This is a genomic window from Streptomyces sp. NPDC088254 (assembly GCF_044740925.1).
Taxonomy (GTDB): Bacteria; Actinomycetota; Actinomycetes; order Streptomycetales; family Streptomycetaceae; genus Streptomyces.
The window spans coordinates 66,701-80,897 of record NZ_JBIURQ010000010.1 but is presented as its reverse complement, the minus strand read 5'-3'; the positions used below and the strand labels follow the sequence as shown (position 1 = coordinate 80,897).

Here is a 14,197-nt window from a genome sequence, read left to right as displayed (position 1 = left end):
ATCGTGGCTGAATCCTTGCGTTGATCCGTTTTGCCGTGCACCCTTTGACACTCCCTGACTGTCGCACGCAGTGAGGGGAACTGCGGGCTCCGTAAGGATGAGCCCGGGGGAGGGAGGCGTGCATGAGCGTGGTGGACCTCATCGCCACGGCGGACGATCGCGGCCTGGCGGCGAGCGGACTGGCTTGTTTGGATCGGTGCGTGCCGCTGCTGGGCGGCGACGACGAGATCCTGCGCCCGCTGTGGGCGAACCTCACCGACGACTCCGACCCGGCGGGCTGGGGCGCGCTGGTCGAGCAGGTGCGGGCGAAACTGGACTCCGGCTCCGACGCGGACTCCGGCGACGAGCCCGTGCGGCTGGCGCGGCGCATGCTCGACACGGCTCCCGCCGGGCGCTCCGCCGCCGCGCTGCGGGAGTGGGCCGAGGCCTGCTCGGTCGCCTCCCTCGGCATCCACCGGCTCCTCGACCCGGCCGACGACCCGACCCCGCTCGACGCGCGCCGCGCCGGCGACACCGAGGGCATGCCCCCGCTCGCCGCCGCCGAGCTGCGCCGCCAGCTCACCGTCCTGGAGGTCCTCGCCGCACACGGCGCGGGCGGCCTGCGGCAGGCCCTGGGCCTCACCACGGAGGGCCGCCGCGTCCTGCGCGCCGCGATCTCCCGCCGGGCCCGCGCCGCGGGCTGAGGTTTCCCGAGGCACGCGCTGCCTATGGGCGTCGTGTGGGCGTGCTGCGGGGGAGGCGGGGTGGTCCTGCACCGGTCCGGGAAAACACCCGCGTCCGGGCGCTCGACCCGGTGACGAACGCGGCCCCTTCCGCACATGATCGCTGGTATGACCAGCACGACGACAGCCTTCCCGCAGACCCCGCAAGCCCCCGAGGGACGCCCCCACGCCGCCGCGAAACCCGTGCGGTGGGCGTCCGACGCCGTGGCCACCCTGCGCGAGGGCGCGCGGTTGCGGCTCGACTACTCGGCGCGGAGCCTGTGGCGCGTCGACCGGCTCATCGAGGACCTGCGGCGCGAGGGCACGCCGTACGCCGCCGTGGACGGCGTGCTGCGCGGGCTCGGCTCGTACGCGGGCGAGGTGCTCGCCCGTGAGACGGGCGGGGAGTGGTGGGCGACGGGCGGCGACCACTGGGTCCGCACGCCCGACGGCCGCCTCTGGGACCCGATCGACGAGGCCCACCGCTGCTTCGCAGGACACGGCTCGCTGCGCCTGCTGTGCCGGGACGCGACCACCGGCGGCCCCGCCTCGCCGAGGTGACGTCACCTGGGGCTGCCGGCGGATCACGCCGCAGCCGCGGGGTCCGGCCCTGGGATCACCCACCCCTGTGCTCGCCGTGGACGCCGGCCCGCGCCACTCAGCCGGCGGACCGGGCGCAGGTGACGTCGGTGGACGGCAGGCGGCCGGTGGCCAGATAGGTGTTCACCGTCGTGTCGACGCAGTCGCTGCCGAACACGCCGTACACGGCGTGCGCCGCCCCATGATCACTCCGGCAGGCAGGTGCTTGCGCGGTGCCGCCGGCCCGAGCGGCGAGCCGGGAGCCGGCCCCCTGGACGGGGTGGGCCGACCGCTGGTAGCGGCGGCCGGTTCCGACGGTCGTACGTGTTGTCCGCTGGAGCATCGAGGAGTGCTTCGAGGCCGCCCGAGGCCAGGTCGGACGACGACGCTACTTTCGGGACACGCCCTGGCCCTGCGGCGGCGCCGTCGAGCCGCGGGGCGTGAGCGAAGGGGTGGCGACCTGGTGGGATGGGGCTTCCTCGTCGTCGATGACCGCGAACAGGGTCCGGGCGACGTCCGCGCCGAACCCGTGCACGTCGTGGCTCATCGCGGACAGCGGCGGGTGGGTCAGCCGGCACAACTGGGAGTCGTCCCAGGCGAGCAGGGAGAGGTCACGCGGCACCGACAGGCCCAGTTCCGCGGCGACGGCGGTCCCGGCGACGGCCATGATGTCGTTGTCGTAGAGGACGGCCGTGGGCCGCTCGGCCATGAGCAGCAGGGAACGGGTGGCGCGGGCCCCCTCCTCGCCCTCGTAACCGGTGGCGATCTGAAGATCGTCGGCGAGGCCCAGTTCGCGCGTGGCCTCGGTGAACGCCTTCGCGCGGATGGCGCTGTGCCCGAGTCCGGCGGGCCCGCCGACCCGGGCGATGCGGCGATGGCCGAGCGCCGCGAGATAGCGCACGGCCTCCGTGGCCGCGGTGGCGTCGTCCGTCCACACCGAGGTGAAACCGCCCGTCAGCGACGGGTGGCCGACCGCCACCGCGGGGAGCCCGATGGCCCGCAGCGCGGGCACGCGGGGGTCGTTCTCACGGAAGTCGACCAGGATCGACCCGCCGACCTGCCGGCCCTGCCACCACCGCTGCTGGAGCGCGATCTCCTCTTCCACGTCCCGCACCAGGTGCAGCAGGAGCGAGCAGGACCGCTCGGCCAGCACGCTCTCCACCCCGGAGATGAACTCCATGTAGAACGGCTCGAGGCCGAGCAGCCGGGCCGGCCGGCAGATGGCGAGGCCGATGGTGTCGACCCTGGCCCCGGACGACAGGCCGCGGGCGCGGACGTTGGGGGCCCAGCCCAGGTCCCGGGCCGCCTGGAAGATGCGGTCACGGGTGGCGTCGGACACGCCGGGCCTGTCGTTGAAGGCGAGCGACACCGCTCCCTTCGACACGCCGGCCCGGGCCGCCACGTCCTTGATGGTGACGCGCCGGGGAGGTGCTGCGCTCACGTCGGTTCCACGCAGAAGACGGCCGCCCGGGCCGCCGAGGCATCAGGCTCGGGCCAGCCGCCCACCCGGATCCTGGCCCGCTCGCCGGGAAGCAGGGTGACGAGACCTGTGTCGGCCGTCGCGTCGGGGGCGAGGCGGTCGGGTTGCAGGAGGAGGTCCCGTACGAGGGTGTGCGCTGTGACCACGACGTCGACTGTATCCGCAGCGCCGGCGACCGGTTCCACGCGCACGTCGAACCGGGGACGCGGGTAGGGGAAGGCGCGGTCCGGCACGGGGAAGTGCACGGCGCGCAGCCCCTCCACGTCCGCGACCAGGAACTCTCCCTCCCCGGTGACGCCCAGCGCGTCCACGGCCAGCGGTGTCCGGACGGCGTCACGCGCGGCCACCTCCACGGTGAGCGGCACCCGGGCCGACACGCTTCCGTCGGCGGTGATCCGGCGGACGGTGACCTCCGCCCGCCACGGGGCGGCCGACTGGTTGACCAGCCCGAGCACGACCCCCTCCGGGGCGGGCTGGAGGGTGAGCAGCCGGTCGGCGTACAGGCGCCGCAGCTCGTGGTGGAGCGGCTTGAGCCGGCCGTCCCCGTCGACGGCGGACCAGGAACTGACCGGCCAGCAGTCGTTGAGCTGCCACACGATCGTGCCCGCGCAGCGGGGCCAGTGGGAGCGCCAGTGCTCGACGCCCGCGGCGATCGCCCGTGCCTGGACCACCTGGGTCAGGTAGTGCCAGCGGTCGAAGTCGCCCTCGGGGAGCGCGAAGTGGCGTGCCACCCCGCGGTTCAGCTTGCCGTTGCCGTCCTCGGCCTTCTGGTGGTGCAGCATGCCGGGCGAGTCGGGCGCCAGGTCCTCGCCCGGCAGGGCGCGGCGCAGGGTGGCCAGGGCGGGCGGCGCCTGCCAGCCGAACTCGGCGACGAACCGGGGCACGCTGTCGCGGTACTCGGCGAAGTCGCGGCGGTTCCACACCTCCCAGGAGTGGTGGGTGCCGTGCGCCGGGTCGTTGGGGTGGTGGTCCCAGGAGCCGGACCAGGGGCTGCCCGCCGTGTACGGCCGGGTCGGGTCCAGCTCGGCCACGACCCGCGGCAGCAGGCCCAGGTAGTACCCCTCGCCCCAGGAGTCCCCGGCGAGTTCGGGCTCCCACCCCCAGTCCCGGAAGCCCCACAGGTTCTCGTTGTTGCCGTTCCACACCACCAGCGAGGGGTGCGGCATGAGACGTACGACGTTCTCCCGCGCCTCGGCCTCCACCTCGCCGCGCAGCGGCTGCTCCTCGGGGTAGGCGGAGCAGGCGAACAGGAAGTCCTGCCACACCATCAGGCCGAGTTCGTCGCAGGCGTCGTAGAAGGCCTCGTCCTCGTAGATGCCGCCGCCCCAGACGCGGACGAGGTCGACGTTCGCGTCAGCGGCCTGGGTGAGGCGGTGGCGGTAGCGCTCGGGGGTGACGCGGGAGGGCAGGACGTCGTCGGGGATCCAGTTCACGCCGCGGGTGAAGAGGCGCACGCCGTTGACGACGAGGGTGAAGCCGGTGCCGTGCTCGTCGGCGGTGCGGTCGAGTTCGATCGTGCGGAAGCCGATCCGGCGCCGCCAGGTGTCCAGCGCGCCGTCACCGTGGGCGAGGGTGACCGTCAGGTCGTGGAGCGGCTGCTCGCCCAGCCCGCGCGGCCACCACAGCTCCGGCTCGGGAACGTCCAGGACGAGCGTCGCCTCCGTGCCCTCGACGGCGACTTCGGTGTCGACGCCGGCCACCGAGGCCCGCGCGGTCAGCGGCAGCCCGGCGCCGGTGGCGGTGCGCTCCACGGTGAGATGGACCTCCACCCGTCCGTGTGTCCCGGCGACCGTGACCGCGGGCCGGACCTGGGAGATCCGCGCGGTCGACCAGTGCTCCAGGCGGACCGTCCGCCACATTCCGGCGGTGACGACGGTGGGGCCCCAGTCCCAGCCGAAGGCGCAGGCCATCTTGCGGATGTACTGGGACGGTTCGGGATAGACGTTGGGCCGGTCGCCGACCGCCTTGCGCACCGCCTCCGCCTCCTCGCGGGCCGGGGCGAAGAGCACCCGGAGCTCGCCGCCGCGGCCGGTGACGTCGAACCGGTACGAGCGGTGCATGTTGCGGGTGCGGCCGAGCACCTCGCCGTCCAGGGTGATCTCGGTCGCGGTGTCGAGGCCGTCGAAGACCAGGTCCGTCCGCTCGTGGGCGCTCTCGGCGGTGAGCCGGGCGGTGTACGTCCAGGCGCGGTCGCCGACCCAGGCCACCTCGTGCTCGTGGGCGCCGATGAAGGGGTCCGGGATGAGCCCCGCGTCCAGGAGATCGGCGTGCACGCAGCCCGGCACCCGGGCGGGCAGCACCTCGTCCCCGTGGCACAGCCCCCACCCGTCGCTGAGCAGGGTGACGTCCTTCATGTGCGGCTCCCCTCACGGAGGTCGGTCTTGGTCGCGGCGCAGGCCAACCTAACCGTCCGGGCAAGCGATGTCCATAAACCGGTATAGCTCCGCCCTGTGTGCGGCTTATGGCGAGTTTTACCTTGATATAGCCCCGGTGTAATCGTCGACCGTCCGGGGTCGGGGTAACGATTTTGTCTCTTGAGCTTTACCGGTTCAATTCAGCGGTGCCATAGTGCCGACAGCCCGAAGGAGGGTCAGAGCCGCACACTGGAGGGAGCTGGGCGTATGGGGAGGAAAGCGTTAACTGCCGCCGCGCTGATCGCCGTCACGGCGGTCACCGCGACGGGATGCACGGGAGCGGCGGCACCGAAGGGCGAGTCGGCCGCCGCGGCGTCGGACCCGGGCAGCGTGTCCGGCACCATCACCGTCCTGACGCACCGTACGGACCTGGTGCAGAACGGGACCCTGAAGAAGTACGCCGCCGAGTTCAACAAGGTCTATCCCGAGGTGACGGTGAAGTTCGACGCCCTCACCGACTACGAGGGCGAAGTCAAGATCCGCATGAACACCGCCAACTACGGTGACGTGCTGATGATCCCCAACGCGATAGCGAAGAAGGACTACCCCTCGTTCTTCGCCTCCCTGGGCAGCGCCACCGAGCTGAGCAGGAAGTACCGCTTCACCGACAAGGCGAACGTCGACGGCAAGGTCTACGGCCTCGCCACCGTGGGCAACTCCGACGGCTTCGTCTACAACAAGGCCGTCTGGAAGAAGGCCGGCATCACCTCCTGGCCCACCAGCCCGGAGCAGTTCCTGGCCGGCCTCAGGGCCGTCAAGGCCAAGACCGGCGCGGTGCCGTACTACACCAACTTCAAGGACCAGTGGCCGGTGACCGCCGGCACCGCGAGCATCGGCTCGGTCACCTGCGACGCGCGGGCCAACGACAAGCTGGCGACCTCCACCGCCCCCTGGGCCGCGGGCGGCGACCTCAACGTCATCGACACCCTGCTCTACGACGTCGTCCACGAGAAGCTCATCGAGAAGGACCCCACCACCACCAACTGGGAGAACTCCAAGGGCATGATCGCCCGCGGTGAGATCGCCACCATGCAGCTCGGCTCCTGGGCCATCAGCCAGATGCAGAACGCGGCGAGGACGGCCGGGACGAACCCCGACGACATCGGCTTCATGCCGTTCCCCGCGCAGACGAACGGCAAGTTCTGCAGCATGCTCTCCTCCGACTACCAGGACGCGGTGAGCATCCACTCCAAGAACAAGCCCGCCGCCCGGGCGTGGGTCGACTGGTTCACCGACAAGTCCGGCTTCGCGCAGAACGAGGGCTCGATCCCGACGCTCAAGTCCGGTGCCCTGCCGGCCACCCTGAAGCCGTTCCAGGACAACGGTGTCAGCATGCTGGAGCGCTCCGAGGCCAGGAGCAGCCAGGTCAACGCCATCGACAACGCGGCCGAGATCGGTCTGGCCAAGCCCGACTACCGGCAGAAGCTCGTCGACATGGCGCGAGGCGTCCAGGGCGGAAGCCTGAAGGACTACTTCGCCGACCTGGACGAGAAGTGGAGCCGGGCTGCGAAGTCCGCGGGCAGCTGACGGGGAGCGACACCCGGGCCCGGGGCCGCGTGCCTTCCGGCCGGCCCCGGCCGCCGACCGCGTCAAGTGGACGACCGAAAGGCCGACATGACCCACACCGTTCACACGTCCACCGCGCGCGTGGACAAGGAGGGCGCCGACGCCCCTACGGCGGCGAGCGGTTCCCCCTCCGGCCGGGGGGTGCTGCGCGGGGCGACCCCGTGGCTGTTCCTGCTGGCACCGCTGACCCTGCTGATCACGTTCACCTACGTGCCCGTGGCGAACATGGTCTACTACAGCTTCACCGACTGGGACGGCGTCAGCCCCGAGATCCACCTCACCGGGACCGACAACTACGTCGAGCTGTTCACCCGGCCCGAGCTGTTCCGGGTGTTCCTCGTCAGCCTGTACTACCTGGCCGCGTCCGCCGTGCAGATCGTCGTCGCCCTGTACTTCGCGACCGTCCTCAGCTTCGACGTGCGCCTGCGCAACCTCTTCAAGGGCATCCTGTTCTTCCCGTACCTCATCAACGGTGTCGCCATCGGGTTCGTCTTCCTGTACTTCTTCCAGGACGGCGGCACCCTCGACTCGGTGCTGTCCTGGTTCGGCGTGGGCGCCGACCGCGCCTGGCTCGGCACACCGACGTCCGCGAACGTCTCCCTGGCGGGCGTGTCCGTCTGGCGTTTCACCGGCCTGAACTTCGTGCTCTTCCTGGGGGCGATCCAGTCCGTCCCGGGTGAGCTGTACGAGGCGGCCCAACTCGACGGCGCCACCCGGTGGCACCAGTTCAGGTACCTGATCCTGCCGAGCATCCGGCCCGTGGTCAGCCTGAGCGTGATCCTCGCCGTGTCCGGGTCGCTGTCGGTGTTCGAGATCCCCTACATCATGACCGGCGGCGCCACCGGCACCATGACCTTCGTCATGCAGACGGTGAAGCTCGCGTTCCAGTTCAACAAGACGGGCCTGGCCTCCGCCGCCGCCGTCGTCCTGCTCCTGATCGTCCTGCTGATCACCTGGATCCAGCGCCGCCTCGTGCCCGACGAGAGGGTCGACCTCGTATGACCACCGACGCCGTGGACGGCCGCCGTCCCCGGGGCATCGCCTCGGTCCTCATCCATCTGTCCCTGGTCCTGGCCTCGCTGGTGGTCCTGGTCCCCCTGGCCGTCGTCTTCCTCACCTCGCTGAAGACGGCGAAAGAGGCGACGGACGGCGGCGGCGCCTTCCGACCGCCGGGCGACTGGCTGAACTTCTCCAACTACGCCACGGCCTTCCGGGACGGCCAGATGCTGTCGGCGTTCGGGAACACCGCCTTCATCCTGCTGTTCTCCATCACCGGCACCGTGATCATCGGCTCGATGACCGCGTACGCCGTCGACCGCTTCCGCTTCCGGGGCAGGAAGCCGGTCATGGGGCTGTTCCTGGTCGCCACCCTGGTACCGGGCGTGACCACGCAGGTGGCCACCTTCCAGGTGGTCAACAGCTTCGGTCTCTTCGACACCCGGTGGGCGCCGATCCTGCTGTACATGGGCACCGACATCGTGTCCATCTACATCTTCCTGCAGTTCATCCGCTCCATCCCCGTCTCCCTCGACGAGGCCGCCCGGCTCGACGGCGCCAACGCGCTCACCGTCTACTGGCGGATCATCTTCCCGCTGCTCAAGCCGGCGATCGCCACCGTCGTCATCATCAAGGGCATCACGGTCTACAACGACTTCTACATCCCGTTCCTCTACATGCCCTCCGAGGACCTCGGCACGATGTCCACCGCCCTGTTCCGCTTCAAGGGCCCCTTCGGCGCCCACTGGGAGGCCATCTCGGCCGGCGCGATCCTCGTCATCGTGCCGACGCTCGTCGTCTTCCTCTTCCTCCAGCGCTACATCTACAACGGGTTCGCACGCGGCGCCGGCAAGTGAGGCCGGGGACAGGCCACTTGTCCGCGCGACCCGCCAGGCCGGTTCACGGCTCGAAGCGAGCCGCCCCTTACGCACGCTGCCCTTCCGGCACGAGGAATCGCCACGTCAAAGGAGACGTACATGACCGACTCGCCGCTGAACCGCCGCACGTTCCTCGTCATCGGCACCGCGGTCGCCATGACGGCCGGCACCCGGTCGTCGGCGGCCGCCGCCCCCTCTGCGGCGCCCGCCGGCACGGCGACGCCGGTCCGGATCGTCGACGACGAGGCGACCCCCGCCACCCGGTCACTCTTCGCGTATCTGAAGAGGCAGCAGGGCAGGGGCATCCTGTTCGGTCACCAGCACGACCTCACCTACGGCTTCACCTTCACCGCCCCCGACGGCAAGGCGTCCGACACCCTGGCGGCGGTGGGCGACCACCCCGCGGTCTTCGGCTGGGACACCCTCATCCTCGACGGCCGCGAACGCCCCGGCAGCACGGACGCGACCGAGGCCGAGAACATCGCCGCGCTCAGCCGGTGCATCCGGCAGGCCGACGCACGGGGCGGGATCAACACCCTCAGCGCCCACATGCCGAACTTCGTCACCGGCGGGGACTTCTACGACACCTCGGGCCGGGTGGTCGCCCAGATCCTCCCCGGCGGTGCGAGGCACGCCGAGTTCAACGCCTTCCTCGACCGCGTCGCGGCGGCGGTCAAGGGTGCGCGGCGGCCGGACGGCACCCTGATCCCGGTGATCTTCCGACCCTTCCACGAGAACAACGGCGACTGGTTCTGGTGGGGCGCGGGCCACACCTCGTCCGCCGAGTTCGTCGAGGTGTACCGCTACACCGTCGAGTACCTGCGCGACACCCGGCGCGTCCGCAACCTGCTCTACGCCTACTCGCCCAACTCCGGCTTCGGAGGCGACCCGGCGGGCTACCTCAAGACCTACCCGGGCGACGAGTTCGTCGACGTCCTCGGCTACGACGCCTACGACGAGTCAGCGGGCTCGACGGCCTGGCTGGACGGTCTGGTGAGGGATCTGGCGACGGTGGTCCGGCTGGCCGACGAACGGGGCAAGGTGCCCGCCTACTCCGAGTTCGGGGAGAGCGGCACCGAGAACCGCGACCCGGGCTGGTTCACCCGGCTCCTGGCGGCCGTCAAGGCGGACCCGCAGGCCCGGCAGGCGACCTTCATGCTCACCTGGGCCAACTTCGGCGGCGCCAACCGCGCTTACGTCCCCTACCCGGGCCGGCCCCTGCTGCCCGATTTCCTCAGGTACCACCAGGACCCGTACACGGTGTTCGCCGCCGACCTGGGCGCTGTGTTCTCCCTCCGGACCACGGCCACCAGGAACGCCCCGGTCCTGCACCTCGTGACCCCCACGGACCGGCAGCGCGTGACGGTCCCCCGGACGACCGTCCGGGTGCGGGTCACCTCCGGGAAGGCGAGCCGGGTCACCTACTCCGTGAACGACGGCCCCGCCCGGCCGCTGCGCCTCGACGCCGACGGCTTCTGGTCGGGCGTCTGGCCGATCTCCCCGGCGTGGCCGGACAACCGCTCGGTGACCGTGAAGGTGAGCGCGCGGGTGGGAGGCAGGACGTTCACCGACTCGTCCCTGGTCTTCCTCGGCGAGGCCGTGTCCCTGCCGGCCGGATGGGTCGACGACTTCGAGGGGTACGCCGGTGACGACGTCAGCCTGAGCGAGGCGTACAGCCATGTCAACGCCAACACCACCACGCTGACGGCCGAGCACAAGTCCTCGGGCTCCCACGGGCTGGCCTACGCCTACGACTTCACCGGCGCCGAGTACACCGGCATCGGCAAGCCGGTCGACGCCGACTGGTCGGCCTTCACCACCATGGCCCTGTGGCTGCAGGGCGACGGTTCCGGAAACGGGGCCGCGCTCCAGATCGTCACCGGCGGCGCCTACTTCGAGTACAGGGTCTCGCTGAGCGACACGAGCGGGAAGCAGGTCAGGGTGCCGTTCAGCGCGTTCGAGCCCGCCCCCTGGGACACCGAACACGCCGGCGCCGTGCTCGACGCGGCCCGTCTCGCCAAAGTGACCGCGTTCAACCTGTACCTCGGCCACGGAAACGACGCGGCGACCAAGGGAGTCGTCTACGTGGACGACATCAGAGCCGAATGAGCCCGGACGATTCCCTCAGCGCCCGGGCTTCAAGATGCGACGACGGCCGGGGCCGCCACCCCCCACAGGAGAGGCCCCGACCGCCGCGCGGCACGGGCCGCGCGGCGGCCCGTACTCTCCTCAGCGCCGGGAGTGCGTTTTTTGTCACTCCGGAGGCGAGCCCCCGCGTCACGACTCGGTTGCATTTTGTACGGACATGGACGACCGGCGGTTTCAGGTCGTAACGTGCCTTTCGCGCCGGACGGCGGAGCGGCCGGAACACCGCGATCACCCGCGGACCAGTCGCGGACCATCCGTGGATCGGTGAGACCGCCATCATCAATCGAGGAACCACGACGTGGGGGACGACGCGGAGCTGACCGCCGCGGTGCTCGCGGCACAGCGCGGGGACGAGACCGGGTTCCGTGCTGTGTACCGCGCGGTGCACCCTCGGCTCCTCGGCTATGTCCGCTCACTCGTCGGCGACCTCGAAGCGGAGGACGTCACCTCCGAGGCCTGGCTCCAGATCGCCCGCGACCTCGAACGCTTCAGCGGGGACGCCGACCGGTTCCGCGGCTGGGCCGCCCGGATAGCCCGCAACCGCGCCCTCGACCACATCCGCATGCGCGGCCGGCGGCCCGCCGTCGGCGGCGACGAGGCGGAGCTGACCGGCCGGCCCGCCGAGTCCGACACCGCCGGCGAGGCCATCGAGGCCCTCGCCACCGGCCGCACGCTCGACCTCATCGCCCGGCTGCCGCAGGACCAGGCCGAGGCCGTCGTCCTGCGGGTCGTCGTGGGCCTCGACGCCAAGACCGCCGCCGAGACCCTCGGCAAACGGCCCGGCGCGGTGCGCACCGCCGCCCACCGGGGGCTGAAGAAGCTCGCCGAGCTGCTCGGCGACGACCCCGAGACGGCCGGCGTCCTCGACGCGCTGCCGCCCCAACGCGCGACGCGCTCCCGCGCGGTGACGACGTCCGCCGGTGTGACGCATGCGTACGCACGGACGCAGAAGGACATGTGATGGCCGACGAGCGCTGTGCCCACCCGGGGGACGACGAGCCCTCCGGCGACCCCGCCGCACGCCGGCGGCCCGGCCGGTGGCTGGACGGCCGTACGGCGGACCGGCTGCTGGACGGGGACACGCCGGACAACGCTGTCGCCCCCGCCCACCGTGACGAGGCCGAACGCCTCGCGCGCACCCTGAACGCCCTGGCCGCCCTCGCCGACCCGCCGGTCCCCCCGGACGAGGAACTCCCCGGCGAGGCGTCGGCCCTGGCGGCCTTCCGCAAGATCCACGCGGACCGCACCACACCCACCACCGCCTACGTCGACTCCCGCGACCCCGCCGCCGACCCGGCGGTGCTCGCGTTCCGCGCGGCCCGGGCCGACCGGGGCGACGCCTCCGGCGCACAGGGCGCGCCCGCGCCTGACGAGGGGGCGGACGCCCAGGTGGTGCGGATCGGCGCGGGGCGGCCCGAGCGGACGCGGTCGCGCCGGGGCCGGTCCGTGCGCCTGGGCGCGGCGGCCGCCCTGGCCGTCGGCATGGCGGGCGGGGTGGCGGCCGCGACCGGTGTCGGCGGGTTCCCCGCCCCTTTCCACGCCGCCGAGCCCGCCCCCGTCACCTCCGTCTCCGCCGCCGCCACACCTGGACCTCCCAGCCCGCTCGACTCCCCGTCGCCTCCGCCGTCCCCCTCACCCGCGCCGGGCGCGGGCGACGGTGGCCAGGCCGGCCCGGGCACCCCGGGCGGCACGGCGAGCGGCGGCCCGGCCTCCCCGAGCGCCGGCGGCAAGGCCAAGGGCGACGGCGGCGGTCCCGGTGTCGGGAACCGCCGCGCCTGGCCGAGCGGCGTGCCCGCGGCCTGCCGGGACCTGCGGGACGGCAAGACCCTGAACCAGCAGCGCCGCCGCTCCCTGGAGAGCGCCGCGGGCGGCGTCCGGCGCGTGCCGGTGTACTGCGCGCACGTCCTCACCGCGCCCGACGGCCCGTCCGGCACCGGCACCGGCACCGGCACCAGCGCCGGCACGGGGAAGCCCGGCGTCCGGGGTGGGACCGGTGGCCACGGCCAGAACGGCTGGGGCGGGCGGTACGGCGGCCCCGGCGGCGGCGAGGGCACAGGCTGGGGCGGCGGCAAGGCCGGCCTCGGCGACGGCCACGGCCCTGATCACGGCCACGACCGGGGCAGGGGCCAGAAGCGCGACAAGGGCGCGGACGGCGGCCACGGCGACGAGGACGGCGACGGCGGCGCGAGCGGCGACGGCGACTAGCGAGCCCCTCTGACCTGGGGTTTCTCCCGCCGTCGAAAATTCTCCGGCTCAGGTGTGACGTTTTTGCCGGGCCCGGCGCAGTGAGAAGTGAGCCGACTGGTCATCGGCCTCGCACGGAGCCGGGGTTCCCCCCGTACCTACGGCTTCGTGCACCCGGCGCGGGCGGGACACGTTCCCCCGGTCCCGCCCGCGCCCCCGGGACGTCCCCCGGACGTCTCACCGTCGCCTCACCAGGAGACGACGACCTTGTCGCCGTTCCTCACCTGCGCGAACAGCTTCGCGATCGCCCCCTCGTCCCGGACGTTGACACAGCCGTGCGACGCGCCCGCGTATCCCCGCATCGCGAAGTCGGACGAGTAGTGCACCGCCTGGCCGCCGCTGAAGAACATCGCGTACGGCATCGGCGAATCGTAGAGCGTGGACACATGGTGGCGGGACTTCCAGTAGACCTGGAACACACCTTCACGGGTGGGCGTGTACTGCGAGCCGAATCGCACCGACATCGTCGACACGGTCCGCCCGTCGATCATCCAGCGCAGCGTCCGGCTGGTCTTGTCCACGCAGATCACCCGCCCGGTCAGGCACCGGGGATCGGGCGCGGCGGCGGGCTGGCCGCCCAGCAGATACAGCTCCCAGCGGCCCGGCTCGTGGGTCATGGCCAGCAGCCGCTGCCAGGTCACGGTGTCCGTCTGCCCCGTGCGCGGCAGCCCGCGCTTGCCCTGGAACCCCTTCACGGCCTCCGCGGTCGCGCCGTCGTACGTCCCCGTCGGCCCGTCGTGCAGCCAGTCGACCTGCCGCAGCCGCGCCTGGAGCTCGCGCACGTCCCGCCCGTAGGCCCCGCGCGACCACAGGACGGCGGGAGGCGTGGCCGCCGCCGAGGCCGTGGGCGTGGGCCTCTGCGTGGGCGACGACGTCCCGGGGCCCTCGTCGGCCGGGGTCGCCGTCGGAGCGGGAGCGCCCGAGACGTCGCCCGCCCCCGGGCTGACGCGCACGTGGACCGGCGCCCGCCCCTTGGGGTCGCCGGGGGAGGGCTGCACCGTGCAGCCGCACACCGTCACCAGAGCCGCCGCACCCACCGCGGCGGCGACCGCTCTCACCCGGCCGCGCCTGCCCGTGAAGCCCCTGGAGCCGGTGAAGCCCCTGGAGCCCGCGGCGTCCGTCATTGCCGTCATGCCCGTACTACGCACTCGCGACCCCCGTCGTCTCACCGTCGTCCGTCCTCGGTCCCTG

At 72.4% G+C, this 14,197-nt stretch carries 12 protein-coding genes; 8 read left to right on the top strand and 4 right to left on the bottom strand.

Translation table 11 applies throughout. The features are described 5' to 3' along the window. The first annotated feature begins 122 nt into the window (after positions 1-122). Together ACIOC0_RS27405 and ACIOC0_RS27400 are read left to right on the top strand one after the other, a co-directional pair. Positions 123-683 carry a hypothetical protein gene (locus ACIOC0_RS27405; protein WP_402158332.1) on the top strand — a complete coding sequence of 187 codons (561 nt, stop codon included), beginning with the start codon at positions 123-125 and terminating at the stop codon, positions 681-683. Between the two features lie 147 nt (positions 684-830). Then, positions 831-1,262 (top strand): hypothetical protein, encoded by a 432-nt coding sequence (locus ACIOC0_RS27400; RefSeq protein WP_402158331.1) that lies wholly within the window; start codon positions 831-833, stop codon positions 1,260-1,262. A gap of 97 nt (positions 1,263-1,359) precedes the next feature. Here the strand turns inward: ACIOC0_RS27400 and ACIOC0_RS27395 are convergent, their stop codons facing one another. From ACIOC0_RS27395 to ACIOC0_RS27385, 3 genes are read right to left on the bottom strand one after another with little or no spacing between them, the layout of a single operon-like run. Further along, the gene (locus ACIOC0_RS27395) at positions 1,360-1,623 is read right to left on the bottom strand and encodes an alpha/beta hydrolase (RefSeq protein WP_402158329.1); all 264 of its coding nucleotides are present in this window, start codon (positions 1,621-1,623) and stop codon (positions 1,360-1,362) included. A gap of 45 nt (positions 1,624-1,668) precedes the next feature. After that, on the bottom strand, positions 1,669-2,721 hold the full coding sequence (locus tag ACIOC0_RS27390) for a LacI family DNA-binding transcriptional regulator (RefSeq protein ID WP_402158327.1): 1,053 nt from the start codon (positions 2,719-2,721) through the stop codon (positions 1,669-1,671). Further along, a complete protein-coding gene (locus ACIOC0_RS27385) occupies positions 2,718-5,114 on the bottom strand; it encodes a glycoside hydrolase family 2 protein (protein WP_402158324.1) in 2,397 nt (798 codons plus the stop codon). The genes ACIOC0_RS27390 and ACIOC0_RS27385 overlap by 4 nt, the downstream gene beginning before the upstream one ends. A gap of 267 nt (positions 5,115-5,381) precedes the next feature. Here ACIOC0_RS27385 and ACIOC0_RS27380 point away from each other — a divergent pair, with 267 nt between their 5' ends. The 6 genes from ACIOC0_RS27380 (at position 5,382) to ACIOC0_RS27355 (ending at position 12,967) form a co-directional block, all read left to right on the top strand. Beyond that, positions 5,382-6,701, top strand: a complete 1,320-nt coding sequence (locus ACIOC0_RS27380) for an ABC transporter substrate-binding protein (protein WP_402158322.1) — start codon at positions 5,382-5,384, stop codon at positions 6,699-6,701. Between the two features lie 87 nt (positions 6,702-6,788). Continuing rightward, positions 6,789-7,742, top strand: coding sequence for a carbohydrate ABC transporter permease (locus tag ACIOC0_RS27375; RefSeq protein WP_402158319.1), 954 nt, complete (start codon positions 6,789-6,791; stop codon positions 7,740-7,742). Continuing rightward, a complete protein-coding gene (locus ACIOC0_RS27370; RefSeq protein WP_351333310.1) occupies positions 7,739-8,593 on the top strand; it encodes a carbohydrate ABC transporter permease in 855 nt (284 codons plus the stop codon). Before ACIOC0_RS27375 ends, ACIOC0_RS27370 begins: the two co-directional genes overlap by 4 nt. A gap of 120 nt (positions 8,594-8,713) precedes the next feature. Then, positions 8,714-10,723, top strand: coding sequence for a glycosyl hydrolase (locus ACIOC0_RS27365; RefSeq protein ID WP_402158316.1), 2,010 nt, complete (start codon positions 8,714-8,716; stop codon positions 10,721-10,723). 337 nt (positions 10,724-11,060) lie between these two features. Then, the gene (locus ACIOC0_RS27360) at positions 11,061-11,723 is read left to right on the top strand and encodes an RNA polymerase sigma factor (RefSeq protein ID WP_402158314.1); all 663 of its coding nucleotides are present in this window, start codon (positions 11,061-11,063) and stop codon (positions 11,721-11,723) included. Next, positions 11,723-12,967: a hypothetical protein gene (locus ACIOC0_RS27355; RefSeq protein WP_402158311.1), complete on the top strand. Its 1,245-nt coding sequence runs from the start codon at positions 11,723-11,725 to the stop codon at positions 12,965-12,967. Before ACIOC0_RS27360 ends, ACIOC0_RS27355 begins: the two co-directional genes overlap by 1 nt. 227 nt (positions 12,968-13,194) lie before the next feature. Here the strand turns inward: ACIOC0_RS27355 and ACIOC0_RS27350 are convergent, their stop codons facing one another. Continuing rightward, positions 13,195-14,130, bottom strand: a complete 936-nt coding sequence (locus ACIOC0_RS27350; protein ID WP_402158716.1) for a L,D-transpeptidase family protein — start codon at positions 14,128-14,130, stop codon at positions 13,195-13,197. Between the last annotated feature and the right edge of the window lie 67 nt (positions 14,131-14,197).